The organism is Thioalkalivibrio sp. ALJ4 (assembly GCF_000377225.1).
GTDB lineage: Bacteria > Pseudomonadota > Gammaproteobacteria > Ectothiorhodospirales > Ectothiorhodospiraceae > Thioalkalivibrio.
In genome coordinates, this window is sequence record NZ_KB897919.1 from 345,742 (window position 1) to 371,246 (window position 25,505).

General features: G+C 60.0%; 22 protein-coding genes, 1 tRNA gene and 4 pseudogenes. 19 read left to right on the top strand and 8 right to left on the bottom strand.

The window, feature by feature from the left end:
* Positions 1–17: 17 nt before the first annotated feature.
* The 3 genes from C936_RS0111130 to C936_RS0111140 form a co-directional block, all read right to left on the bottom strand.
* Positions 18–488 (bottom strand): SgcJ/EcaC family oxidoreductase, encoded by a 471-nt coding sequence (locus C936_RS0111130; protein WP_018174295.1) that lies wholly within the window; start codon positions 486–488, stop codon positions 18–20.
* A 37-nt stretch (positions 489–525) separates the two neighbouring features.
* Complete coding sequence (locus C936_RS0111135) at positions 526–2,088, bottom strand: phospholipase D family protein (RefSeq protein WP_018139209.1); 1,563 nt, start codon at positions 2,086–2,088, stop codon at positions 526–528.
* A gap of 136 nt (positions 2,089–2,224) precedes the next feature.
* Positions 2,225–2,301 (bottom strand) — tRNA-Val (locus tag C936_RS0111140).
* 265 nt (positions 2,302–2,566) lie between these two features.
* Here C936_RS0111140 and C936_RS0111145 point away from each other — a divergent pair.
* Together C936_RS0111145 and C936_RS0111150 are read left to right on the top strand one after the other, a co-directional pair.
* Positions 2,567–3,469 (top strand): complex I NDUFA9 subunit family protein, encoded by a 903-nt coding sequence (locus tag C936_RS0111145; RefSeq protein ID WP_018649533.1) that lies wholly within the window; start codon positions 2,567–2,569, stop codon positions 3,467–3,469.
* A gap of 253 nt (positions 3,470–3,722) precedes the next feature.
* On the top strand, positions 3,723–4,091 hold the full coding sequence (locus C936_RS0111150) for a nucleotide pyrophosphohydrolase (protein ID WP_018649534.1): 369 nt from the start codon (positions 3,723–3,725) through the stop codon (positions 4,089–4,091).
* A gap of 73 nt (positions 4,092–4,164) precedes the next feature.
* Here C936_RS0111150 and C936_RS0111155 read toward each other — a convergent pair whose 3' ends face one another.
* The gene (locus tag C936_RS0111155; RefSeq protein WP_018649535.1) at positions 4,165–6,573 is read right to left on the bottom strand and encodes a DNA/RNA helicase domain-containing protein; all 2,409 of its coding nucleotides are present in this window, start codon (positions 6,571–6,573) and stop codon (positions 4,165–4,167) included.
* Positions 6,574–6,960: 387 nt separating this feature from the next.
* Between C936_RS0111155 and C936_RS0111160 the strand changes: the two genes are divergently transcribed.
* The 7 genes and pseudogenes from C936_RS0111160 (at position 6,961) to C936_RS0111195 (ending at position 11,134) form a co-directional block, all read left to right on the top strand.
* On the top strand, positions 6,961–7,407 hold the full coding sequence (locus tag C936_RS0111160) for a hypothetical protein (RefSeq protein ID WP_018649536.1): 447 nt from the start codon (positions 6,961–6,963) through the stop codon (positions 7,405–7,407).
* Between the two features lie 86 nt (positions 7,408–7,493).
* Positions 7,494–8,021, top strand: a pseudogene (locus C936_RS14315) (hypothetical protein); the annotation flags it as partial.
* A 938-nt stretch (positions 8,022–8,959) separates the two neighbouring features.
* A complete protein-coding gene (locus tag C936_RS0111175) occupies positions 8,960–9,400 on the top strand; it encodes a hypothetical protein (RefSeq protein ID WP_018649538.1) in 441 nt (146 codons plus the stop codon).
* Positions 9,304–9,843, top strand: a pseudogene (locus C936_RS0111180) (hypothetical protein); the annotation flags it as partial. The gene C936_RS0111175 and the pseudogene C936_RS0111180, both read left to right, overlap by 97 nt.
* A 25-nt stretch (positions 9,844–9,868) precedes the next feature.
* Positions 9,869–10,264 carry a hypothetical protein gene (locus tag C936_RS0111185; protein ID WP_018649540.1) on the top strand — a complete coding sequence of 132 codons (396 nt, stop codon included), beginning with the start codon at positions 9,869–9,871 and terminating at the stop codon, positions 10,262–10,264.
* A gap of 367 nt (positions 10,265–10,631) precedes the next feature.
* Positions 10,632–10,874 (top strand): type II toxin-antitoxin system Phd/YefM family antitoxin, encoded by a 243-nt coding sequence (locus tag C936_RS0111190; protein WP_018139194.1) that lies wholly within the window; start codon positions 10,632–10,634, stop codon positions 10,872–10,874.
* Positions 10,871–11,134, top strand: a complete 264-nt coding sequence (locus C936_RS0111195) for a Txe/YoeB family addiction module toxin (protein WP_018649541.1) — start codon at positions 10,871–10,873, stop codon at positions 11,132–11,134. The genes C936_RS0111190 and C936_RS0111195 overlap by 4 nt, the downstream gene beginning before the upstream one ends.
* A gap of 286 nt (positions 11,135–11,420) precedes the next feature.
* Here C936_RS0111195 and C936_RS0111200 read toward each other — a convergent pair.
* The 4 genes and pseudogenes from C936_RS0111200 to C936_RS15140 all read right to left on the bottom strand — a co-directional run.
* A pseudogene (locus tag C936_RS0111200) lies at positions 11,421–12,531 on the bottom strand (IS3 family transposase).
* A gap of 80 nt (positions 12,532–12,611) precedes the next feature.
* Positions 12,612–13,430, bottom strand: a complete 819-nt coding sequence (locus C936_RS0111210; RefSeq protein WP_018174289.1) for a DUF2182 domain-containing protein — start codon at positions 13,428–13,430, stop codon at positions 12,612–12,614.
* A 77-nt stretch (positions 13,431–13,507) separates the two neighbouring features.
* Positions 13,508–14,284: a DUF1326 domain-containing protein gene (locus C936_RS0111215; protein WP_018174288.1), complete on the bottom strand. Its 777-nt coding sequence runs from the start codon at positions 14,282–14,284 to the stop codon at positions 13,508–13,510.
* A gap of 298 nt (positions 14,285–14,582) precedes the next feature.
* Positions 14,583–14,820 (bottom strand): annotated as a pseudogene (locus C936_RS15140) (SOS response-associated peptidase); the annotation flags it as partial.
* Between the two features lie 470 nt (positions 14,821–15,290).
* Here C936_RS15140 and C936_RS0111220 point away from each other — a divergent pair.
* The 10 genes from C936_RS0111220 to gcvH all read left to right on the top strand — a co-directional run bounded on the left by C936_RS0111220 (position 15,291) and on the right by gcvH (position 25,378).
* Positions 15,291–15,830, top strand: coding sequence for a copper chaperone PCu(A)C (locus C936_RS0111220; RefSeq protein ID WP_018174287.1), 540 nt, complete (start codon positions 15,291–15,293; stop codon positions 15,828–15,830).
* A 320-nt stretch (positions 15,831–16,150) separates the two neighbouring features.
* On the top strand, positions 16,151–16,696 hold the full coding sequence (locus C936_RS0111225) for an OsmC family protein (RefSeq protein ID WP_018174286.1): 546 nt from the start codon (positions 16,151–16,153) through the stop codon (positions 16,694–16,696).
* 382 nt (positions 16,697–17,078) lie between these two features.
* Positions 17,079–17,588: a formate dehydrogenase subunit gamma gene (locus C936_RS0111230; RefSeq protein ID WP_231362971.1), complete on the top strand. Its 510-nt coding sequence runs from the start codon at positions 17,079–17,081 to the stop codon at positions 17,586–17,588.
* The gene (locus C936_RS0111235; RefSeq protein WP_018174284.1) at positions 17,588–19,150 is read left to right on the top strand and encodes an NADH-quinone oxidoreductase subunit NuoF; all 1,563 of its coding nucleotides are present in this window, start codon (positions 17,588–17,590) and stop codon (positions 19,148–19,150) included. The genes C936_RS0111230 and C936_RS0111235 overlap by 1 nt, the downstream gene beginning before the upstream one ends.
* On the top strand, positions 19,140–19,856 hold the full coding sequence (locus tag C936_RS14425) for a 2Fe-2S iron-sulfur cluster-binding protein (RefSeq protein WP_081616856.1): 717 nt from the start codon (positions 19,140–19,142) through the stop codon (positions 19,854–19,856). The genes C936_RS0111235 and C936_RS14425 overlap by 11 nt, the downstream gene beginning before the upstream one ends.
* Entirely contained in the window at positions 19,807–22,029 is a 2,223-nt protein-coding gene (gene fdhF / locus C936_RS14320) for a formate dehydrogenase subunit alpha (protein ID WP_196800031.1), read from the top strand. Before C936_RS14425 ends, fdhF begins: the two co-directional genes overlap by 50 nt.
* 2 nt (positions 22,030–22,031) lie before the next feature.
* Entirely contained in the window at positions 22,032–22,325 is a 294-nt protein-coding gene (locus tag C936_RS0111250; RefSeq protein WP_231362973.1) for a formate dehydrogenase subunit delta, read from the top strand.
* A 23-nt stretch (positions 22,326–22,348) separates the two neighbouring features.
* A complete protein-coding gene (gene fdhD / locus C936_RS0111255) occupies positions 22,349–23,158 on the top strand; it encodes a formate dehydrogenase accessory sulfurtransferase FdhD (protein ID WP_018174280.1) in 810 nt (269 codons plus the stop codon).
* A gap of 428 nt (positions 23,159–23,586) precedes the next feature.
* Positions 23,587–25,011, top strand: coding sequence for a dihydrolipoyl dehydrogenase (lpdA, locus tag C936_RS0111260; protein WP_081616858.1), 1,425 nt, complete (start codon positions 23,587–23,589; stop codon positions 25,009–25,011).
* Complete coding sequence (gene gcvH, locus C936_RS0111265; protein WP_018174278.1) at positions 24,992–25,378, top strand: glycine cleavage system protein GcvH; 387 nt, start codon at positions 24,992–24,994, stop codon at positions 25,376–25,378. Before lpdA ends, gcvH begins: the two co-directional genes overlap by 20 nt.
* The last annotated feature ends 127 nt before the right edge of the window (positions 25,379–25,505 follow it).

The following is a 25,505-nucleotide window of genomic DNA, read 5'->3' on the forward strand; positions in this document are numbered from 1 at the left end:
CCCCTGACACTACAGCCCTACGGATGCACGACCGTGTTATGCCCGAACCGGATCTGCCAGCCGTGGTGATCATCCCGCTCGAGCAGAAAGCTCATGCGGGTGTACAGCACGCCATCCCCACGATCCGGCAACCCGGCCGGCATCGACTCGATATCCGACACCCGCAGCACGGCCTCGGCGAACGCCGTGTCTTCGCTCAGCATCGAAATATCCTGGACATCCACGCTCAACGAGCTGCCCGCAAACGGCCCCTGCAGGACCTCGGTATGCCGCTTGGCATTCGTCGCGCGATCATCAAAGCGCGTGCCGAACAGGTTCACGAGCCCCGCGTCTTCCTGATAGTCCCGCGCCCAGGCCTCGCCATCACCGGCCTCCCAGGCCGCCTCCTTGGCCTCCAGGATGCGCTGGATTTCACCTTCATCGGCACCTGCGGTGGAGATCAGCGCGGCCAACGGAAGGGCGAGAAGCGAGAGCAGTTTTCTGGACATGACAACTCCTATAGTGAACGGCAAGACAGGCCCCTGTTTACAGGAGCGGCTCCACTGGCGCCAGTCGCGTAATCCCGGACAAGAAGCGCCGCCAGATGCCCGCCTTCGGATCGGTGCGGTAAAGCGTGCCCTCGTCGTCCGTCCAGATCGGCCAGCCCTCGTCGTCCAGCCGAACCTGATACGCCAGCTCCGGCCGGGTGCTGTGTTCGTACAGCTCCAGCAGCTCCTGGACGATCTCCGGCTCGCGCAGGAACACGCCCAGTTCGGTGTTGGTATAGCGCGAGCGCGGGTCCAGATTGAACGAGCCGACGAATCCCTCCTCGCGATCGATGATCAGCGCCTTGGTATGCAGGCTCGCATGCGAGGAGCCAATCCCCATCTCGCGATCCGCGGCTGCGCGTGGCGGCAGCGCAGTCGGGCGCAACTCGTGCAGCTCCACCCCGGCCTCCAGCAATGCGGGACGGCGGCGCGAGTAGCCGCTGTGGGTAAAGGCCACGTCGTTCGCCGCCAGGGAGTTTGTCAGCACACTCACCCGCACCCCCCGCTCGCGCATCGCGATCAGCTGCGCCGTGCCATCCCGCCGCGGCACAAAGTACGGCGAGATCATCAACAACTCGTGCTCGACCGCATCCAGCCGCCGTGCCACCGCCTCGGCGACCCCGTCCCGGATATGCTCGTAGCCCTTGGCCTTGCCAACGTCATCCACGACCAGCTTGGCCTGGTCCGTCCAGGTGTAAGCCCCGGCATCATCAATCGGCTCGGCGAGGGGCACACCATTCAGTGGCTCCAGTGTCAGCAGCGGATGTTCCTGGTGCTCGGCCAGCCAGGCGTCGAGCTTCTCCCGGTGGCGCGCGAGCTTCTCCGGGTCCTGCTCCACCCGACGCATCCGCCGCAGATCGATCGCCGCGCGGCTGTTCCAGTACTCCACGAACGAATGATCGACCTCCGTCGCCAGCGGGCCGACCATCACCAGATCCAGATCCGTGAAGTTGTAATACGGGCTGACCTCGAAATACTCGTCGCCGATGTTGCGCCCGCCGATGATCGCCAGGTGCCCGTCGACCACCCAGGCCTTGTTGTGCATACGGCGATTCAGATCGCTGCCACGAAAGACAAACTCCACCCCCGCACGCACCGCACCCCGGCGCGTACGAAACGGGTTGAACACGCGAACCTCGATATTGGGATGCTGATTGACCGCGGCCAGCAGGTCATCACTGCCGCGCAAATCCATGTCGTCCAGCAACAGCGACACCGCCACGCCCCGGTCCGCCGCATCCAGCAGCTCCCCGAGCAGCGTGCGACCGGCCACGTCATCGCGCCAGATGTAGTACTGGATATGGATGCGTTCCTGCGCCTTGCGCGCACTCTGCACCCGCCACTGAAAGGCCTCCGCCCCGGTATCCAGCAGCCGGAACCCCGTCTGCCCTTCCTCGACCGCCGGCAGCGTATCCAGCCAGGTGGCCAGCTCGCCCTGCACCGCTGGCGCCTGCGGGGTACGGTCCACCCGGTCCGACGCCGGCTGCATCGGGGTACACGCCGCCAGAAACGCCAGCAGCAACGCCGCGACCAGCGGCTGAAGCAACGTACGCGCGTTCATTCGCAGATGTTCGACACCCGCCCCCAACGAAGCACCCATACCGCAAGCATGTACCCACCCTGCGAACCTTTCCATGGTCCGTATCCCCAAAACAAAAAAGCGAGCCGGGAGACCCTGGCTCGCTTTCTCAAAATACTGGTAGGCGCGATTGGACTCGAACCAACGACCCCCACCATGTCAAGGTGGTGCTCTAACCAACTGAGCTACGCGCCTGTCGTCTTCGAGCCGCGTATTCTACGCGCTCCCCGCCCCCTGTCAAAGCCCTTTGTAACGCACTGTATTACCGCCGCACTACCCCGCTGCGCCCGCCCTGAATGACACAGCCGCTCGCCGGCAGCACCCCAACGGCATCAGCGCAGAACCACACAGTGCCTTAGGGATACTTCACCCTTCGCCACAGTCTTATAGCCAGGCGGTCTGACAGACCCGTCCACGCGCGCATCCCGGCGCGATCTCATCCATTAAAAGGGGGCCCACCATGCGCCCGGACCTGATCACGGTATTCGGCGGCACCGGCTTCCTCGGCCGCGCAACCGTCCACGAACTGCTCGACGCCGGACACCCTGTGCGCATCGCCTCCCGCCACCCGGCGCTACCCGACTCCCTGCAAAATCACCCTCAACTGGAGCACTGCCGCGCCGACATACGGGACGATGCCGATGTCGCCCGCGCCGTGGAAGGCGCCAGGGGCGTCATCAACGCCGTCAGCCTGTACGTCGAGCAACGCGACCTACGCTTCACCACCATCCACGTCGAAGGCGCCGCACGTCTCGCCCGCGCGGCCCACAAGGCGGGCCTGGAGCGCCTCGTACAGATCTCCGGCATCGGCGCCGACAGCCGCTCGCCCTCCCCGTACATCCGCGCCCGAGCCGAAGGCGAAGCGGCCATACTCCGCGAACACCCCAACGCCATTATCGTTCGCCCCAGTGTCCTCTTCGGCCCGGACGACGCCTTTGTGCGCAACCTGGCCGGACTCGCCCCACTGCCGGTCATCCCCCTGTTCGGTCGCGGCAGCACCCGCCTGCAACCGGTACACGTCACCGACATCGCCCGCGCCCTCGCAAGCCTGTGCGCAGACCAGCCGCCCACACACTCCATCTACGAACTCGGCGGCCCGGACATCCTCACCTATCGCCAGATCGTGAGCCTGGTCCTCACGCACCTGGGCCGCAAACGCCCCATGCTGCCCATACCATTCACCGTCTGGCACGCCCTGGCCGCCGTGGGATCGCTACTCCCCAACCCACCCCTGACCCGCGACCAGCTCTACCTGATGCAACAGGACAACGTCGCCAACCCCGCCTTCGGCACCTTCGCCGACCTGGGCATCACACCCCACTCGTTCGAACAATCCCTGCCCGACTGCCTGCCCGCCCACTAATCTCACCCAAAGAAATCACCCCACGATTCCTCCTCCCCCTGTAGGGGCCTGTTTGCAGGTGTAGCCCCAGCCAAAGCCAGAAACAGTCAAGGGCTTCGCGTGCAAGCACGCTCCCACATATTTGTGGCCCCTCGTCTTCCCGGCCGCAACGAAGCGAAGAGCGGGGCATAAATGGCACCGGATGGCCCTCAGTCAGCAGGTGAGTGAATCCGTTAGGATGCCCAGACCACGACCAGCAGTCTGAGGAGCGAAGATGAACGCAGAATCGAACGGTACACAGAGCCTAGAAGAGCTGGCTTCCCGGGTAGAGACGTTCGTTGAGGAGCGCGACTGGGCCCAGTTCCACTCGCCGAAGAACCTGTCGATGGCGCTCGCCGGCGAGGTTGGTGAACTCATTGAGCATTTCCAATGGTTAACTCAGGAACAGTCGCGGGATCTGTCCGGCGACGTACGCGAGGCGGTCACGCAAGAGATCGCAGACGTACAGATCTACCTGCTGCTCCTGGCGCGCAAGCTAGATATCGACTTGGTGCAAGCTGCCAGCGACAAGTTGGAGATGAACGCGCGGAAGTATCCCGTGGAAAAAGCGCACGGCAACGCCCGAAAATACTCGGAGCTCTGACCACCGTCACTCAGGAGAACCACACGATTGAGGCGACCGCGCGGCAGGATCCAGCAGCCTGGACGAACGCCCCTTAACTATCGAGCTGACCGATATATTCGCCCACCACAACGAGCTCGGAAAGCGCATCTTCCTCCAGCACAATCGGCTGATACCCCGGAAGCCTGGACTCCGGCTTGAGAATGATCCGTGCGTGGCGCCACTCCGTATCCGGGTCAGTGGTTTTCTCGCTGTGGTAGCGCTTGATGGTGAAACTGGCGCCGGTGTCCGGATCATCGATGTCGCGGTGCTGCACGAGTACGATCTTGCCCTCTCGGGTACCGCCCCCAGGCGGAGCGAACAGGCACCACGCCCCATCCGGAATCCGGCGGTTCATCGATTCACCGACCACTTGGGCGATAAACATGCCTGGCTTGAGTGCGATGAAGTCGGGCGGTGTCACCCAATCGAAGGCCTCCGGGTTCTGTTCAACGTTCTGCAGTTCGCTGAAGCCGCCCGCAGCCGCCTTGAACGTAACCACCGGAAGCGCATTCTCGAAAGGCTCGACCTCCTCCAATGCGAGTTTCGGGAACGGCAGCGTATCCACATCGACGCTGTCGCTATCCGCTACATCAGGCTCTCCAACGTGTCGATGCGCAAGCGCGCTGAAGTATTCATTGGTCTCCGGGTCCGCCGACCAGATCAAGCACCCCTTCATCCCACGGCTCATCAGCGTGCGGTAGGTGTTCTTGATGATCTGGTCGGCCTTCTTGCGCGCCTGGTCCGGGTTTTCCTTCAACGCCTTCTTGTAACCCTTAATCGAGGCATCATTCTTTGAACGCGCCTCCGGAACCGTGATCACTTCGCCATCGCGTACGATCAGGTCCGGCCCGATGATCACGCCCACATAATCCAGCTCCAGCCCCTGGCTGGTATGGATACAGCCAATCTGGTGCACCGACTCCGGCTGGATCATCCAGGTGGACCCGTCCTTGTCCAGGTTCCACTGCATCGCGAAGTTGTGCTCCGCGAACCGGATATCCATCGCCTCCGCGTCCTTCTTGCTATCCCAGTCCCAGCAGTAGCCGGCCAGCAGCCGCGCCCGATTGGCCTCCACGTTCAGCGCGAAGATGCGATCACGCAGCTCGGTGGGCGACCCAACCACCTCGACCGAGTAATCCAGTTCGCCCAGATCCTCGTTCGCGGTCTCCCGGATCTGCAGCGCCTGATCCAGCCAGGCCAGGTAGCCGTCTGAACCAGCGCAGCGAAACTGCGAGCGCAACTCGGCGTAGTGGATAGTCGCCCCGGCGGCCTTAGCCCACCGTTCGATCTCCTCGCGCGAGCCGATATCCTTCCAGTGGATCCGCTGCTCCTCGTCCAGGAAGAACACGGCCGTACGCGCGGCCCGGATGATCTCCTTGGCCTGGTTCTCCCCCAGGTTCTGATACATGCCGGACTTCTCGTTCAGGCGGTGGGCCTCGTCCACGATCAGGGTGTCGAACGTGTCCGCCTCCGTCTCGTGATAGGAACCGGAACCTCGGAACAGGTTACTGATCCGAGTCTTCTTCATCGTGCCGGTCAGTCGAGCCTCGTATACCGCCCTGGGGGCCGCATTCCGTGTCACGTACTGGGCCACCTTGCCCTGCCGGGTTAGTTCCCCTAGCAGGTTCACCGCCACGACCGACTTTCCGGTTCCCGGCCCGCCCTGCACGATGAACACCTGTTTGCCGTGTTCATCGGCGATCGCGGAAAGATCGAGCGCGCTCTCGAAAACCAGCTTCTGGTCATCGATCATCAGGAACTCGGCATTGCCCTGCAGCAACGATGCCAGATGGTCCGCCAACGACTTCGACGGACGGATGCGGCCGTGCTCGACCCGATAGAGGATGTCGTTCGCATCGCCCTCGCGCACATGCTGGCTCAGGAACCGGGCGAGCTTTTCGGTATCCGCCTTCAAAAAGGCCGGTGCGCGTTCCAGGTGCTCGTGATACCGCTCATCCCCGATGGCAAGCGACATGCTGTTGTGCAGGTAGGCGCAGGGATGCAAACCGATGTTGTCGGTCTGAACGGTTTCGTTATAGTCCTCCAGAAGCGCTGCATAGGACCACGCCTGGTAGGACGGATGCGTGACTTCGCGTTCCCGTCCACCGACGAAGGTCCGCACAATCGCATCCTTCTCGGTCGCCTCCACATGCTCCCACTGCTTTAGCTCGACGATCACTGCAGTGTCATGCCCGTCGCTGTTGCGCCCGGTCAGGATGAAGTCCACCCGCTTCGAGGTCTGCGGGATCATGTATTCGATCGCCACGCCCGCATCATCCGGGATCCTGGACACGCTGAGCACGTTTTCCATGTACTGCATCGAGTTGCGCCAGGACGTGATCTCGTTGGGCGAGGGCTTGCCCTTCCCGCTACCCAGCATCCTTGCCAGGATGCGATCCTCGATCTCGTTGCCGCGCACATGCTCGATGAACCGGCGCTTGTCGGCCGTATAGATCAGCATCCCGACGCTCCCTGCCCCCACCTAAAACCCTGCCTCCTAGCGCGCACTACAGAGCTCCTTGTCTGCTCAATATGTAACCCGTTCGGAGACAACGGCATGGCCGCCCGCTACCCCCTGCGCTCTCCCTCGTCACCCGCATCCCTTGGTATGAACGCCTTCACTACCCAGCATCCTAGCGAACTCCGCCCTGCTCCAGTAATCGCGGCTACCCCTGCGTACACGCGCCATTCGCTCAAGATTGGTATGGTCTCCCCGAAGGAGCCCACGAACAACTGGATAAACAACGAGAGAGCTGCACGGATGGGGCTATCAGACCGAGATTACGACCGTGACGGGCCGCCCCGTCGTAAACGGGGACGACAACCGCGTCACTCGGACGAGCCAACGATGGACCGGAGCACCAAGCAACTGCTTATGGTCGTACTGATCCTCGCGCTCGTCCTCGCCCTCGCCTACCTTTTGCACTACCACATGCAGATCCGAGCCGTGAACAACCTGCTCGAGCGGCTGGGAGTGATCCAGTCTGAAGCGACCGAGCAGCTCGTGAAACCGGCTCTGGAAGGCCTGCGCAGCCAACAGGAACGCCTCGAGCAACAACAACGGAGGGAAGAAGCAATCCGTCAGCGTGAAGCTGCGGAAGCCCGAAGGGAACGCGCCTTTGAACGCGCGTTCATCGCCCAGTATGAGGTCCCGGAAGGCTGCGACAGCTGGGACTCCGAAGCGCAGATGGTCAAATGCACCAACCACCGCATCCGCGCGCGCCGCGAGTTCCGTGCCGAATTCTTCCGCGAACCCGCGCCCAACCAGCTTCTGCTGGAGGGCACTCGGCGATGACGGCGCAGACATCCGCACGCCTGGTGCCCTCGAACACTCCGCGTCACCCAAGCGACCGGCACGGCCTGAAATCGGTGTCATCTACCGAACCCGACCTCGTCTCCCTGCTGCGCGAACTGCACAACGACCTCGACCGCGCCGTCTTCGACGCCTACGGCTGGAACGACCTCGCCGACCGCCTCGTCGGCCGCCCCGGCGCCACCACCCCGCTGCCGGACAAACCCGCCGACCAGGCCGAAGCCGAAGAAGAACTCCTCAGCCGCCTCGTCGCCCTCAACGCCGAACGCGCCGCCGAAGAAGCCCAGGGCCACATCCGTTGGCTGCGCCCCTACTACCAGGCCCCCGAAGCCACCCAGACCACCGCCGCGCTGGACGCCCAACCCGAGGCCGCCGCCGAGACCCCGACCGAACCGGTCAAAAAGCCCACCTGGCCCAAATCCATGCCCGACCAGGTCGAAGCCGTCCGCCGCCTCCTTGCCATCGGCCCCCAGACCCCCGACGCGCTGGCCAGCCACTTCAAACGGAAACCAACGAAGTCGATCACCCAGGTCCTCGCCGCCCTCCAGATCCTCGGCCAGGCCACCACGGACAACGACCACTGGCGCCTAACATGATCATCGCGACGCTCCCAACGAAAGGAGACCCTTGTGGTTGAAGGCCTGCAAACCTGGCTTCCCATTGGGAGAGACCTAGTGGTAACCGTGGCTGCGGGAGTTACCGCGATCGCGGCTGTAGCCGGACTCAAGGCGTGGAAACGCGAACTAAACGGTAGGGAAAGATTTCAGGCAGCAAAGAAGGTCGTAACCTGCAGTCACCGACTATGGAAGGCTTGTTCCAGACTCCGAATCCAAGTCTCACCCAATGAAGAGCCACATCTAGACCACGAGCAATTACCCCTTTTCACACCACGAGAACAGCGGGTAATGTCGGAGTGTGAGGTTTACGCGAAGCGTCTCGATGTGCTCGCCAAAGCATCTGGTGAGTACGATGCGGCCCTTCTTGAGGCCCGCGTCTTACTAGGGTCGTGGGTGTATGAAGCTTTTCGACCCTTTGGTGAAACGGTAACTGAGTCAGTCAACCTCGTTAATGAGTATTTGGCTCTCATATCCGACGACAACCGGCTCGTGCCCCGAGAATCTCCGGATGTCGAAAGACTCAAAGAGCGTGTCGCCCTCCCGCTAACCTCAGAAGATGAGCTATCTCAGCGATTGGCTGAAAGACGAGAGGGCGGTGAAAAACAGCTCCTACGTTTTCTCAATCGATCAACGATCCGGCGGTAAGAATGGGAGCACCAACGTCGGCCCACCCACCAGACACCCAAGCCTTGAAACTCTGATAAAGATGCTCAGATCTTGCCTTTCCCCTGCCCTGTCAGCTTCGGCGCAAAAAGAGAGTTCCGTGCACAATGGGGCCTCTTTCAGCCGCACCAGGCCAAAAGACCCGCTCTGACCTTATGCTCCATGAGTAGACCGATATGCACGCGGCCGAAGGCGTCTTTGATCGATAATTGAACAGGGCCTCATCAGTGGCCCAAGGCAATCCAGGAGGATCCATGACTGATATAAGGGACTACCATATTGACTTCTTCAAGAATCGCCAGGGACGAGACGCAGATCAAAGCGTGAGCGAAGTGATGGAACAATTCGAAGAAAATGGCTATGGCCAACACGTGGAGATTGATCAATACGTTTTTGAGGTGAGAAATTTTTTCTCCCAAAACGGTAAGCAGTATGGCGAGTTCGCCAAGTTTCGCGTCCAAGACATTCCCAAGGCCGGTGAGGTCGGGGGCGCCGAACGGTCGCTAGACCTTGCAGAGCAAGAAGGGTTGATCGAAAAAACTTCTTTCTTTATGACCCTGCCCAACAGATCTTGGTATTTCAGGGCAATGGGCATGGCAGCCGGGCCTCCAAGTTGGCTCAGTACCTCACTGAATGTGCCGGCGAGACCACCAGCTTCGATCCGATTGTGGCCCCAGATGCCGCCGCTCGGTTGATGCGCCAGGAAGTCGAACCACTCAATGTATCACTCAGTTTCGCTCGTCCGACAGCTCCTGAAATGTACCCACCGGGAGACTGGAATCAAGAGTTACTCGACCTCCTCGCGCAGAAAGGTCCGGCCAATGTGAAGTTGTATCTATCCGCGGATCGCCGCCACCCCGACAGCTCAATGCATCGACTCGGAGAAGGCGTCAAGCAGATGATGACCGCATTCCAGGAGGCCGAAATTGCGACCACAATCAAGGCAGATGTGATCGAGGATGGGGTTGTGCACCCGATCGACTTGATCGCTGACCGTATACAATCAAAGGTGAGCGTCACTATGGACGGCCGCTATCCCGTTCCGGAGAGCATGTATGCCGCACTGCGCAGCGCCTACCAGCAAGAGTGGAACTGCATCGTTGAGGTCCTTGGGGGCGATGGCCAAACGCTGCATTAGCCCATGGCTTAAGGTGTTAGCGGTTATGGCTGTGGCCCTCACCGTCGCCTTCGTCTCGTACGATAGTTTCGGTGCCTATGAGGATCTGAGGCTTACCGCCACCACCTTGTCGACCATTGGGGCGACACTGACGGGGTTCCTCCTGACCGCGCTGTCCTTGTTGATTGGTGTGTCCAACCGAACCTTCATCCAGAACCTTCGGATCACCGGTCACTTCCAGGTCCTTGTGAAGGGGATGTTTCAGCTTGCTGGCGCGTGGATTGTCGTGATTGTGGTGGGTCTTCTGGGTCACGCTACCCAGGGGGATCCGCAGAGGTTCTGGGTCGCGGCAGGGTTTGGGCTCACTGTGATCGCGCTTGCGCTGCTCCTACACGTAGGTCGCCGCTTCTACCAAGTCATCCTGGGGCTTTCCAGCTCCTAGACGGAGCGCTCTGGCGCACAGCTACATACCGTCCATAGCGGGGGCGGGCCTCCAGAAACGAACTATTTTTGAAAAAGAATCAAAAGAAAGAGGACACCCAGCTTCTCCCTGGCGGCAAACGGTCATCCCGGCCGGAGCGAAGGGGAGAGCCGGCGTACACTCCTGCCTCGGTGTCCGAGATCCCGGATAACCGTTGCGCGGTTTCCGGGATGACCTTCCAGGCTGGGCGAAAGGACAATTCCTGGAACGATCCGAACGGTTGCCGCAGTTTCTGCGGTGTCTGGCAGTGACGGGATACCCGTACGGTTTACGGTACGTACGTCAACGCGTACTCTTGGTCGAAGCCCACACACTTGCGAGGTGCGCCATGACGGGAATTACGGCTACAGAGGCGCGCAGCAACCTCTACCGGCTGATCGACGAAACGGCGGAATCCCACGAGCCGATTGTGATCACCGGCAAGCGGAACAACGCGGTCCTGCTATCCGAGTCGGACTGGTCGGCCATTCAGGAGACCCTGTACCTGCTATCGGTGCCGGGTATGCGCGAGTCGATCCGCGAGGGGATGGATACTCCGGCGGATGAATGCCACGAGGAGCTGGATTGGTGACATGGAAGTTGGTCTACACCCGGCAGGCTCAAAAGGATGCGAAGAAGCTGGCGGCCAGCGGCCTGAAGCCGAACGCACAGGAACTGCTGACCCTGATCGCGGAAGATCCGTATCGAAAGCCCCCACCGTTCGAGAAGCTGGTGGGTGATCTCTCCGGCGCGTACTCGCGGCGCATCAATATTCAACACCGGTTGGCGTACCAGGTGCTTGAAGACGAGGGAGTCGTCAAGGTGATTCGTTTATGGAGCCACTACGAGTAACCCGGCTACACGATCCCGGATAGCCCCTGCGCGGTTTCGAGATGATCGCCCATCCGGAACACCGGAAAAGAGGACACCCGCCTTGTTCAAATGCCGCCACAGCCCCTTCTCTCGTAGGAGCCCAGCCCTCTGGGCGATGGGGCATTGGGCACGTCTGATCGGCGAGGGGGCTCGCCTCCTACAAGGGGCTCCGGGGTCAAGCCTTGCCTTTTGTCCATAAAACAAAAAAGGGGACAGATTTATTTTCTCATGCCCGACATGACGGCGGACTGTCCACTTCCCCGGATTAGGTCCACGCATAACTAGAGGTTTCCGGGTGGTGTAGCTGCCGGTATTCGACCGGCGTGAGATCCCCCAGCGACTCGTGGGGGATGGTTTCGTTGTAGTCCTGCAGCCACTGCTCGGTGTGTTCCCGGACTTCGGTCAGCGTTCGGAAGACGTAGAGATCCAGGACCCCACGGCGGTAGCTGCCGTTGAACCGTTCGATGAAGCCGTTCTGCATGGGCTTGCCTGGCTGGATGAAGCTCAGTTCTACGCCCCGCTGCTCGGCCCAGTCGGCGATCGCGGCCGAGACGAACTCGGGACCATTGTCGAGGCGGAGTTGCTGCGGATAGCCCCGCCAGGCCGCAATTCGCTCCAGCACCCGGATCACACGGGGTGCGGGCAGGTTCAGATCGATCTCCACCGCCAGCGCTTCCCGGTTGAAGTCATCCACGACGTTGAAGGTGCGAAAGCGCCGTCCGTCCCATAGCGCATCCGACATAAAGTCCGCTGACCAGCACGCGTTGGGGGCCTCGGTCGACGCCAGGGGCCGGGGTTCCCGTGGTGGCAAGCGGCGCTTACCCTTGCGCCGCAGGTTCAGCTTCAAAGCGCAGTACACGCGCCAGACCCGCTTATGGTTCCAGGGCAGGCCCCGACGCCGGATCAGCTTGAACAGCTTGCCAAAGCCCCGCTCCGGATAGCGTCCCACCCGCTCCTGCAGTAGCGCGACCACCGCATCGTCCCGGTCCGGTTGCTTGCGATACCGCACCACCGACCGCGCAACCCCGGCCGCCTGACAGGCCCGGCGCTGACTCAGCCCATGCTCCTGCGTCAACGCAGTGACCACGCAGCGCTTCTCGTCCGGGCTCAGAGCTTTTTTGGGCAATCACGTCCTTCAGGGCTGTGTTCTCCAGGGCCAGCTCGGCATACATCCGCTTGAGCCGGTTGTTCTCGTCCTCCAGCTCCTTCAGCCGTCGAACCTCGGCCGCCTCCATGCCGCCGTATTTCGACTTCCACTGGTACTAGGTCGCTTCCGAGACCCCGATCTCCCGACAGACGTCCTTCACCTTCCGGCCGCCTTCGACCTGCTTCAGCGTCTGAACAATCTGGCTTTCCGTAAACCGACTCTTGCGCATCTCGGCCTCCTTGGGCTCTAGTGTGCCCGGAGACCTTCAGTTTTCAATGGACCGAATTTACGGGAAGGCGACAGGTCGACTCAGCCACTTATCAGCCAAAGTGCCCACCCGATCAGGAGCACACCGCTTCCAACGCGCAGCGGCCGCGACCAGCTCTTCAAGACCTTCTCAAGAAGCACAAACAAGGCAATGAGTGCCATCCAGAGCAGATTCATCACACCGACCGCAAACATAACCAGCATCACCGCCCAGCAACAACCAACGCAGTACGCACCATGGCGCAAACCCATCTGCAACGCACCACCCACGCCGTCGCGCCAACGGGTCATGAGAAAGGCGACCGGTGTCTGGCATTTCGTCAGACACGCGTCCTTCAAGGGTGTGAGCTGGTACACACCAGCGGCGAGCAGCACGACAGCAGCCAAATTGGTGCTGGCGTTATCCATCATCGGCGTCAGCAAGGCATACGAGTGCAATGGCCACTGAAGCAGGGTAACGGCTGCTGCGAATGCCATCCATGCCAGGAGATAACCGATCACGAACACGGCCGGGGGCACGTACGCTTGTCGATTGGCCCGGCGGCGACGGTTGATGGTCGCAAACATCGTGACCATCGGCACGCTGCTCGGTGCCATCATGGCCACCATCATGACGGCCCACATGGAGAAAGTGAGCCAGAAATCGATCAGCGCCCAAGGAGCGCCACCGGTGGGCGCCATCCACATGTCTTCCATGCCATGCATGCTGCCCATCTGGACGTACATGTAGATCATGTAGGCCCACGCAGTGACGCTGACCGCACCGATGCCAGCAAAGACCACCAAGCGGTCCTTCAAACGTACGTATATCCCAGTGCGCGCGTTGTCGGAGAGCGCATCCCCATCTGCGGAAGGCGGCATCAACAATGGCTCCAATCAGGTACTCATGCTTCTTCGACCCGGGGCAACGGCGCGCGGCGCCCCGGGCCTGGACCGCTTCAGGCGTAGTAAGTGAACTCCGACGAGAGACCCACTGTTTCGGAAAAACGCACTGCGTAGCCGTGGTCCTTGTAACTCCACTCCTTGGACCGGGAAATGGTAACCGGATACCCCGGCGCGACGGCGAGTGGCGTGTTGGTCAAAGTCACAGTGGAGCCTTCAGGTCCTTCGACCGCGGCCATTTCGACCCCACCTACGCCATCAACCTTCATGGTGCGCAGGTTGCCGTCCGTTTGCACGTCAATCTTGGCCGAGCTCACACCCATCAACTCACCGACGAGCGAGGCGATGGTTTCCAGGTATCCGCCGTGCTTGCCTTGCCACAACTCCGTCAACGCCTGACGCTGCTGTTCGTCCGCACGCTCGTCGATGTAGAGGGCGAGCTGCCAGTTACCGTCGGCCAGGTTTCCGGGCGAATAAAGCCATGCGGCGACATTCAGGCCACTGAGCTCCACGTCGCCCAGGTATCCCTCTTCTATATGCCATGCAGGGAAGGCCTGGCAGTAGCCATGCGTCGGATCGTCAAGCAGTAGACAGGGACAAAAGCTCTCGCAATTGCAGCTTTCGAAATAGTACCCGGAAAGGTGATACGTCTTCGCATCTTTGCCGGCATTGGACCCCGAGTCCTTATCCGCGCTTGCGGTACCGGACAACAACATCCCCGGGGCGATTCCAAGGATTGGGACCGCGCTTAACCTGCTCAGGAACGATCTGCGACCGGTGCTGGTCTCCGTGCCGTTTTCGTCGGCAAAAGTTTTCTCTTTTTCATCAGTCATCGACTACGGCCTCCATCTTGGCTGGACGGCAGCGCGCGATTCCCGCTGATCGATTCGCACCGCCCATATGCCACCCTGCGCTTTTGACGCCTTGGGGCTGGCCCACTTGGCAGCCCCCTGCGATGCGTAGTTTGCGGAAGGTTTCGAGAGGTGGTGGCACGACAATCGCCCTTTCGACTACGCCACGCACTGTCCTATAGCCTCTGATGGCGGAAAATTGTACGGGTAAAACTACGGGGCCAGGCTGCTCCAGGGTCACCAGCGCAACACCAGCGTCGCCGGCTTTCAGTCCATAAGCGAAGCGCGCGGCCTTAATGTCCACCGCCCTTGCGTTGATCAGGCGAGGACCGTCCCTCACCCTTTTGGTTCGAAAGCCCCAAAACATCGCGGCAGGTGGCGGGTGTTTCATCTCCGGCACGGAACGCTTCGCAGTCCGTGCCAGGTGCGACGCCGTACCGAGGCGCATCGAAAGCCACGTGGGCCGGCACCTGGAAGCACCACATCTCCAGCTCGCTGGTCGCGCTGTTGCGCGTCACGCATCCGCGCGTGGCCCGAGAACCTCACAGAGGTTCGCTACAAAGTCCCGCGCGCGATCCCACTAGAATAGCCAACACAATCTCGTCGGCGTTCTTGGCATGGTCCAACCTCGGCCGCATACCCTGTCGGGTTACCCCGAGAGCGCCGGTGAAGGGATGGGGCCATCGATTCAAGACTGAAACGACGTCGCTGCCCCCTTGTCGTGCTCAGCCACACGCTCCTACCCGAGCATACGCAAGAATACCCATAGGAACACGCAAAACCACCAATGTTCTTGAATCTGTTCGTGCCAGCATAATCCTTCAAATCAATCTCCCAACGATCGGTTTTACGGACACAAAGATAGAGCCGAATGGAATCGGTAGTGGCCCCACTGGACAGACCGATTCACTCATCTGATTGAGTACACTGCTCGCAGGCTGATCAGCGACCTCTACCACCATTTCCATTAAGTTAACGAGAGTCCGCCATGAATCTTCAAAACATAAATAACCAGAAGCACTTACATTCGCCCACAACTGGGACGATCGCACTCCTGTTTGTCTGTCTCGCGACGTGGAGCCCTGCACTAGTCGCGCACCACGAGCCGGGACATCATGGCTCCGACATCGCTGAATGCGACTGCCCGGCTGGCATTGAGCTGGTTGCCGACGCCTGGGTTCGGTTGCTGCAAGGCAACCGGCCCAACACAGGGGCTTACATGACATTGCGCAATAAGACGGACGACGATCTACGTATCGTCGCGGCGGAATCGCCGGCCGCCAAGAGGGTCGAGTTGCACAACCACGTGCACGATTCTGGTGGCGGGATGCGTATGCGCGAAGTAGAAAATATCGTCATTCCGGCAAACAAAGAAGTCGAGTTACAAATGGGCGGCAAGCACTTGATGCTGATCGACCTTGTTGAGCCTCTTGAGGAAGGACAGACAGTTCCGATTACGCTTTATGTTGAAGGCATTGAGGACATTCACATCGAAGCGCGCGTAAGCGCGACTCCCCTATCTCGCTGAGACCCGCAAACACGAATCCAGGATTTTCAGTTCGATTCAGGCATCCCTGCGCTGCTGCGTGAGGCAACCACCAACCTGCATGGCCCTTCTCGCATCACACCATTACGGTTCGGTCGACTAACGTTGAGCAGACCGCCCGCCAACTCCTGCCGGGCAAGAGCGGAACGAGCGCGGAAGCACCCCGTAAGATTACCGGTACGCATAGGGATTTAACCTGATTGTTGGGTGATTGCCGGTGACTCTAAGCTCTATCCAAATGGCCGTCGAAAGCGATGAGGTATTCCGGCTATTCGCCACTATTCCTTGATGAGGATCTGAAAATGTCACAGTCAACCGTCAAAGCTGCCCTTATGGAGACGATGGCAGGGCTCCAGAGAGATGGAAGTGCTGCCAAGGTCGTTTTCCGCGCAGACACCCATCTCGAAGAGGACATGCGCTGCTCTGCGAAGGTCCGTGAATTCGAACCAATTTTTGTAGACGAACCGCCCGAATTGGGGGGCGCAGACACCGCGGCCAATCCGGTCGAACTGGTCCTCGTGGCACTGGGCGCGTGTCAGGAGATCATGTATCGCGCCTACGCGTCCGTGATGGATATTCCCCTTAACGGCGTAGAGGTGAAACTCCGAGGTCATTTGGATCTGCGCGGACTGTTCGCCATCGACGAGAGCGTCCCTGCCGGTTACCAGAAAGTGTTCTTCGAGACCCATATCGATTCCCCGGCGGACGCGGCCACCTTGGGCAAATTAATCGAGATGGTTGAATCTCACTGCCCGGTGCTTGACACCCTTGTGCGTAGCGTTGAGGTGGAAGGCAAGGTCAAAGTCAATGGCAAGAGCCTGGAGCTGGAAGCCGCAACGGCAGGTTGACTTCGATCCCATCCGGTTGACGGTGGACTCGGCAACACTCAAGCCGAGCTGCCGCCCTACCGGCAATATGCCAAAAGGGCTGCCCGATCGGGGCCAGCCGTCGCCTGCCAGCCATTCATTTTGGGGCAATCCAGTCCGGGTGGACTCCCACCAGAGGAATTCGCAGTGACCGAGAAGCACTATACAGGCTCTCTTCGCTGCATGCCCCAACACGGGCCACTGGGACAGACCGGTTCTGGGTATGCCGAAAGGAAAACCTGCGATTGGCGTCCGGGACGAAACCTATAACTCCAGACTCTCCCGTGCACCGCATAGCTGAAGGTCAGGGCTCGGAAATTAAAGCTCAACGGGTACGATGCAAAAGGACACGGGGGATAGAGGATTGAAACGAGAAATGGTTGCCATTAGCGGTCGGGAATCCGAGCTACCCTTCGACACCACGCTGATTCGCGGGATTCTTGAGCACTGGCACGGGGTCCCCGGGAACCTCATGCCCATCCTGCACGAGATCCAGGATCTGTTTGGCTACATCCCTCCGGAATCGGTTCCGCATATCGCGCGCGCGCTGAACCAGTCGCGCGCCGAAGTTCACGGCGTTATCAGCTTCTACCACGATTTCCGGACCGCGCCGGCCGGTCGCCAGGTCATCAAGATTTGTCAGGCAGAATCCTGCCAGGCGATGGGCAGCCGCTCGCTGACGACCGACCTTGAAGTCGAGCTTGGCTGTTCCCTTGGAGAAACGACTCCTGACGGAGGGGTAACCCTGCAGCCCGTTTACTGTCTCGGACTCTGCGCGTGTTCCCCCGCAGTGATGATCGATGACACGCCGGTTGGTCGAGCCACACTGGATGCTGTGAAACAGTGTCTGACACCAAAAAGGGAAGAGGCTTGATGAGTACTACTGTCTACGTACCATGCGATGCGGCCGCTATTGCCCTGGGCGCAGATGCAACGGCCGAGGCTCTCAACGCCGAGGCGATCCGGCGCGGGGAGGACGTGCGCGTCGTACGCAACGGTAGCCGAGGGCTCGTCTGGCTTGAACCCATGGTGGAGGTACAGACTCCCGAAGGCCGAGTCGCTTACGGTCCTGTAACCCCAAACGACGTGTCCACTCTTTTCGAGGGCGGGTTTCTACATGGTGGCAACCATACGCTTGGCCTTGGGCTCACCGAAGAAATCCCCTGGCTGAAGCGTCAGGAACGTCTGACCTTTGCCCGCGTTGGCATAACCGATCCCCTTTCACTTGACGACTACACCGCACATGCGGGCTATCGCGGCCTACAGCATGCCCTTGATCTCTCTCCCGCGGAAATTGTTCGGGAGGTAACGGAATCGGGGTTGCGTGGCCGTGGTGGTGCAGCATTTCCCACAGGGATCAAGTGGGACACAGTGCTCAGAGCCGAGGCACCCCAGAAATATATCGCCTGCAACGCAGACGAAGGGGACTCCGGAACATTCAGTGACCGAATGATCATGGAAGGCGATCCCTTCGCGCTGATCGAAGGCATGACCATCGCCGGCCACGCAGTGGGCGCCACCATTGGATATATCTACGTTCGGTCCGAATACCCGCATGCAGTCCAGACGCTGCACAAAGCGATCCAGGTTGCCAGAGATGCCGGCTGGCTCGGAAACGACATATGCGGCTCAGGCACGGCATTCGACATCGAGGTGCGCGTAGGAGCGGGGGCTTACATTTGTGGCGAAGAGACCTCCATGCTGGAGTCTCTCGAGGGCAAGCGAGGCATGATTCGTCCAAAGCCACCCCTGCCGGCCATCAAAGGCCTCTTCGGGATGCCAACCGCCGTAAACAATGTCGTCTCTCTGGCCAGTTTACCGATCATCCTGGACCGCGGCGCGAAGTATTACGCCGATTTCGGGGTTGGGCGTTCCCGAGGCACATTGCCGATCCAGCTCGCAGGCAACCTGCGGACACCCGGCCTGGTGGAAAAGGCCTTTGGCGTGACCTTGCGAGAGCTCATAGAGGATTTTGGTGGCGGAACGGCCAGCGGACGACCGGCGCGGGCCGTACAGATCGGTGGTCCCCTAGGCGCCTATTTCGGCGAGAAGGATTTCGACCTTCCTCTGGATTACGAACAGCTGGCCGAGAATTTCGGCATCGTAGGCCACGGCGGTATCGTCGTGTTCGACGATACCGTGGATATGGCCGAACAGGCACGCTTCGCTATGGAGTTCTGCGGAATCGAGAGCTGCGGCAAATGTACCCCCTGCCGCGTCGGCTCTACCCGCGGCACGGAACTCATTGAGCGGATCATTCTCGACCAGGACAAAGCGGCCAACCATAACCAACTGCTTGGCCTGCTCGATGTCATGGAAAACACCAGCCTATGCGCCTTGGGAGGCATGGCACATCTTCCCGTGACGTCGGCGATGCGCATATTTCCCGAGGATTTCGGCCTGGACACTGCTGCGGAGACGAGTCATGTGGAATGAAGTACGCGGGCTGCGCGAAGGCGTGGACTATGGCACACCGCCACGTGAGGGGCAGCCCGTCACATTGACCGTAGACGACATCGAGGTAACCGTACCGGAAGGCAGTTCGGTAATGTTTGCTGCCACCGCTGCGGGCTCCCCGGTACCGAAACTGTGCGCGACCGACATGCTCGAGTCTTTCGGCAGTTGCCGCGTATGCGTCGTCGAGATCGAAGATCGGCGTGGCTACCCGGCGAGTTGTACAACGGTGGTGGAACCCGGGATGAAAGTGAAAACCAAGTCGGAGCGACTGACGCAGCTCCGCAAGGGCATCATCGAACTTTATCTCTCCGACTTCCCGGAATCAGAGATCCCTGACGGTTGGAGTGAGTTCCACCGGACCCTGGAAGAAATCGGTATCAAGACCCATGGGTACGGTAAAGGTCGAGTCCATTTTGACTTGCCCGTCGACGATTCAAACCCCTACTTCCTGTTCGACCCGGCCAAGTGCATCGTCTGTAGCCGATGTGTCCGTGCCTGCGAGGAAATACAGGGCACCTTCGCCCTGACCATTCAGGGCCGCGGCTTCGACTCCAAGGTCGCGGCCAGTCAGGACGATCCCTTCATGGAATCCGAGTGTGTCAGTTGCGGGGCCTGCGTCCAGGCGTGCCCCAGCCATGCACTTGTTGAAAAAAGCCTGTTTGCAGGAGGATACGAACGTGCCTAATCCAAGAAAGCCAGAAAAGGAGACGGTCACCATTTGTCCCTACTGTGGAGTGGGCTGCGGCTTCAAGGCCGAGACCATTGGCAACGAGATCGTCCGGATGACTCCCTGGAAGGAAGGCAAGGCCAATCACGGCCATAGCTGCGTCAAGGGGCGCTTTGCCTATGACTACTATCGGCATCCCGACCGCGTCACAACACCGATGATCCGCAAGAGCATCGATGAGCCTTGGCAAAAGGTCACATGGGGCGAAGCCTTCTCGCATGCCGCAAGCGAACTCAAAAGAATCCAGGCCACCTACGGGCGTGGTTCGGTTGGGGGAGTGTCGAGCTCCCGCTGCACAAACGAGGAGATCTTCCTCACCCAGAAGTTCGTCCGGGCTGTCCTGGGAAACAACAATATCGACAACTGCGCTCGCATCTGCCACTCCCCGACTCAGTTCGGCCTCACGGCCACGGTCGGCGCAGGCGCGGCGAGCCAGCACTTTGATTCGGTTCTTCAGGCCGATGTCATCATGATTGTGGGCGCAAATCCCACCGAGGGGCACCCGGTGTTCGGCTCTATGATGAAGCGCCGCATCCGCCAGGGGGCGAAGCTCATCGTCATTGATCCACGCCGTACGGAGACGGTAGACAGTCCTCACTGTCACGCCGACATACACCTGCCCTTGCGCCCTGGCACCAATGTGGCCGTATTGAACAGCCTTGCGCACGTCATCGTCCACGAGAAGCTGTACAAGCCCGAGTTCATCAAGGCCCGTTGCGAATGGCAGGAGTTCGAGCATTGGGCCGAACTCGTCGGGAGCGAAGACTATGCGCCCGAGACCGTCGGGCCCATTGCAGGCCTCGATCCCGACGAGATCCGTCGCGCGGCCAGACTCTACGCCACAGGGCCGCGCAGCACCGTCTACTACGGACTTGGCGTTACCGAGCACTCTCAAGGCTCCACTGGTGTCATGTGCCTCGGAAATCTGGGCCTTGCCTGCGGCATGTACGGGCGTGAAGGTGTCGGCGTTAACCCGCTTAGAGGACAGGGGAACGTCCAGGGTGGCAGCTGCCTCGGCAGCTGGCCCCACGTGTTCAGCGGATACCGATTCGTCACTGACGAAGCCACCCGGTCGAGCTTCGAACGCGAATGGGGAGTTCAGCTCGACGGCGAACCGGGACTCCGCCTGCCCAATATGTTCGACGCCGCACTCACGGGCCACTTCAAGGGCATGTACATAATGGGTGAGGACCCGGTTCAATCGGATCCCAACCAAAACCATATCGTTTCCGCGCTCAAAAACATGGAGTGCGTGATCGTTCACGACATATTCGAGAACGAGACGTCAAAGTACGCCCACGTCTTTCTTCCAGGCAGCAGCTCCATGGAAAAGGACGGTACCTTCACCAACGCCGAACGCCGCATTGGGCGGGTACGCAAGGTAGTGGAACCCCTAGCCGGTTACCAGGACTGGGAGGTAACGGTGCAGCTCATGAATGCCATGGGCTACGACGTGCATTACGACAATGCGGGAGAAGTCCTGGACGAGCTTGCTCGGCTCTCTCCAGCCTATGGCGGAGCCAGCTTCGAACTACTCGACCGTGTCGGGTCCGCGCAGTGGCCCGTCAACAAGGACGCTCCGGAAGGCACCGAAGTGCTCCACATGGGCAAATTTCCGCGAGCAAACGGACTCGGCACGTTTATGTTGACCGGGTTCGTTCCCACTCGCGAGCACGTAACCGAGCAATTCCCTCTGTTACTGACTACGGGGCGGATTCTGAGCCAATACAATGTGGGCACGCAGACACGCCGCACCGCGAATTCCCTCTGGCATCAGGAAGATGTACTCGAAATGGCACTAGATGACATGCATGCACGCGGCCTGCACAACGGCGACAGAGTCAAGGTAACAAGCCGCTTTGGATCGACCCAACTTCGCGTCACGGAATCCAGCCGGGTCAACCCAGGCGTCGTCTACACAACCTTCCACCACGCACAGTCCAAGACCAATGCTCTGACCAGCAATGAGTCGGACTGGGCGACAAACTGCCCCGAGTACAAAGTTACGGCTGTGGATGTGGTCAAGGTTTCCGTCAGCAACGACCGCCCTCCCACCAGCTCCGCAAGGGAGCACCGTGGTGCACGGCCAGAAGAACATTCACCGGCGGAAACGGCACGAGAGGGAGCTTGATCATGGTCGAGCCTGCCGATTCGGGAATCTCGCACCGAGAGGTCATTGATCTCGACCATCTCATTATGATGGCCAACCAGATAAGTGACTTCTTCGCGCCTTATCCTCCAGAGCGTGCACGGGAAGGTTTGCGAAACCACCTGCGCACCTATTGGGACCCGCGTATGCGGCATGCCCTTTTCAAACACATCGATGCCGGAGGCACTGGGCTGGAAGAACGTGTGATACAGGCAGCGCAACTGCTCCAAGACCAGAAAGAAGAGCAGAGTGGTTATTATGGGCCCCCCAAGGCGTAGCGATGCCTCACCAGAATCCTGGCATGGCCGTCACCCCCATACTGCGCCAACGTGGAGCCAACCGCATCGCAATCGACGAAGTTCTGGCAGTCGAAATGCCCCTGGAGATCCGACTGGGCTACACGCACCCCCAACACGGGCGGCAGTGTAAGAGCCTCTACGTAACGATGCGTACACCCGGGCATGATCTAGAGCTGGCCACCGGGTTTCTCTTTGGCGAAGGCATCATCACCACTGCTACCGACATCGAATCTGTCGATACTCGCTGGAACAATATCGTCACCATCGAGCTCAAGGAAAACATCTCCGTCAGTTTGGAGCGCCTAGAGCGGAATTTTTATACAAGTTCAAGCTGTGGGCTCTGTGGAAAAGCCACATTAAAGGCAGTCGGTCTACAAGGTGCGAAAGCCGTAGTAGGCGACGACTTCAGTCCTTCCCCTTCGACCCTATGTCGCTTGGGAAACTCCTTGCGCGAGCACCAGCTACTGTTCCGACAAACTGGGGGTAACCACGCCACTGCTGCGTTTAACTCACAGGGCGAAATCCTGCTGGTGCGCGAGGATATTGGCCGCCACAACGCTATGGACAAGCTGATTGGTCGCTTGCTGCTGGACAGTCGAGTGCCTCTGCAGGATATCGGCTTTCTGGTTAGCGGCCGTACCAGCTTTGAGCTCATGCAGAAAACCCTGATGGCAGGCTGCCCACTGCTGGCAGGCGTCGGCGCACCCTCCTCTCTGGCCGTCGACCTCGCTCAAGAATACAACGTCACCTTGGTGGGATTTCTTCGAGAAGATGGCTTCAATATCTTTCACGGTGCCAACCGCATTCAATAACGGTTTCACTGAAAAGGTGAACTTAATCGCTGTGACCACATATATGAGACCCACGCACCCCAGGAACATCCTGTACTACCTGGCGTGATCCACCCTTGAACGCAGGCTCCGATTTTCTGAGTCGCCTATTCAAGACCGACCGTACGTAGAACTACGCTGCCCTATAGGCCACGTTACGGAGGTTGCTGGCGAACGTGACTCTGTACACTTGCAATTAGTACGTGGACCGCCTCGCTACCAGACGTTGAAAGAAACCGTCGAATCGGTCGGCATGATTCTGTGAGCGAACGGGCGAGCATGCTTTCTGACACCTTCACCCCTGCGGCGTCGGGGGGTCATGGGTGCATTGCTATTTGTAGGGCCTGAAGTCTGCGTATCGCAGGAACACTGCCAGGCTTGCGGGCCCCAACAAGACGAAAGACGATCTGATGAGTTCACCACACTTGATCATACTGGGAGCAGGTCCTGCGGGTTATGCCGCCGCTCTTCATGCCGCGGACGGGGGCATGAAAGTCACCCTGGTCGGGGACGATGACCTAGGCGGCACCTGCCTGCAGCGTGGCTGTATACCGACCAAGACCTTGGTCGCCACTTGTGATCTGTTGCATCGCCTCAAGGCCGCCGCAAAGCTTGGCATCACCATGGGAGAGCCCCCTCAAGGCGACTGGACTCGCCTGAGCTCTCGTATGGGAGAAGTTATCTCGTTAAACGTCAAGGGCATCGAGGCGCTATTGCGCGGTCGCCACGTAACTACCCTTCCCGGTCGCGGAGTCCTGACAGGTGACCGGGAAGTTCGTGTCGCTGAAAGAACCATAAAGGGTGATTTCGTGCTGTTGGCAACCGGCGCCGTGCCCATCCGTCCTCCCAGTATCCCATTCGACGACCGACGAATCGTCACCAGCGACGAGGCGCTGGCGTGGAGCGATCTGCCCGCCACCTTGCTTGTAGCCGGTGGTGGCGTTATCGCCTGCGAACTTGCGTTCATTTTCCAAACCCTTGGTGTCGAGGTCACGGTAGTAGAAATGGCCACTCGGCCAATCCCTATGGAGGATGTCGAATCCTCGGGACTCATCGCACGCGAAATGAAGAAGCGCAAGATCCGTTTCCTCGGATCAACAACGATCGACTCACTCCAAGTGACAGAGGATGGCGTCGCATGCGAAGTGGGCGGTGGATCCACGATTACAGCCGAACGCGCTCTGGTAGCATTCGGGAGACGGGCGGCCGGGAAAGAGCTGGGGCTGGAAGCGCTGGGTGTGAAACTGGGTCGCAACGGTTCCGTATCTGTCGACCCCTTTCTTAGAACTTCCCTCCCTGGCGTTTATGCGGCGGGTGATGTCACCGGGCAGATCCAGCTAGCACATGCCGCCTCGGCACAGGCCAAACGTGCTGTGGATCATATGCTCGGCCGCCCAGTGTCTATTCTGGATCCCGCCCTGATACCTCGGGTGACCTTCACTGATCCCGAAGTCGCCAGTATCGGCATGACCGAGGCTCAAGCGCGGGAGCAACACCCCGTTCGCACGGGAAGCTTTCAGTTTCGCGCACTGGGCAAGGCCCACGCGCTCGATGCCCTTACAGGTTTCGTAAAGGTCATCACGGACGAACGCGACGGGCGGCTCCTGGGCGTACACATCGTGGGAAGCCATGCCTCGGAATTAATCCACGAAGCGGTGGTACTGATGCAGCAAGGTGCAAACGTACGCGCGCTCACGGACGCCATCCACGCCCACCCGACCCTGTCGGAAGCGGTCTTCGAGGCGGCGGAAGACGCACTCGGGCATTCGATACACAAGCCACCCGTACCTAAGGCTGAACCCAAGGAGGACCTCTATGAGCGTACCGCCGGATAGCTGCCTCTTTCATGAAGACCACCTGTGGTGCCTTCCATCAGATGACGGGACCCTGCTGGTCGGCATAAGCGACCACGCGCAGGACAAGCTAGGAGACGTACTCTACCTCGACCTGCCGGAGGTGGGTAGCCAGGTTGAGTGCGGCGTCCCAATGGGGACCGTCGAGTCCGTAAAGGTAGTCAATGACCTGATTTGCCCCGTTTCCGGCGTGATCACAGCACGAAACGACGACCTTGAAGACCAGCCGGAACTCGCCAACAGCGAACCCTATGGAAGTGGCTGGCTTGTCAGAATCAGACCGGCTTCCGCGGATGCAACCGTTGGACTCATGGACGTCGACACGTACCAGAGGCATGTGGACGACTGACTGCCGTAGATTCGGACATTCTATCAATGGGCATTCTCCGCACTCGGTGCCCTCTCTGCCTACGCACGGGAGCCTTCCGACCGTAACAGTTCTACTCGCTACGCCTGCACTGCCGCATTGCGAGCAC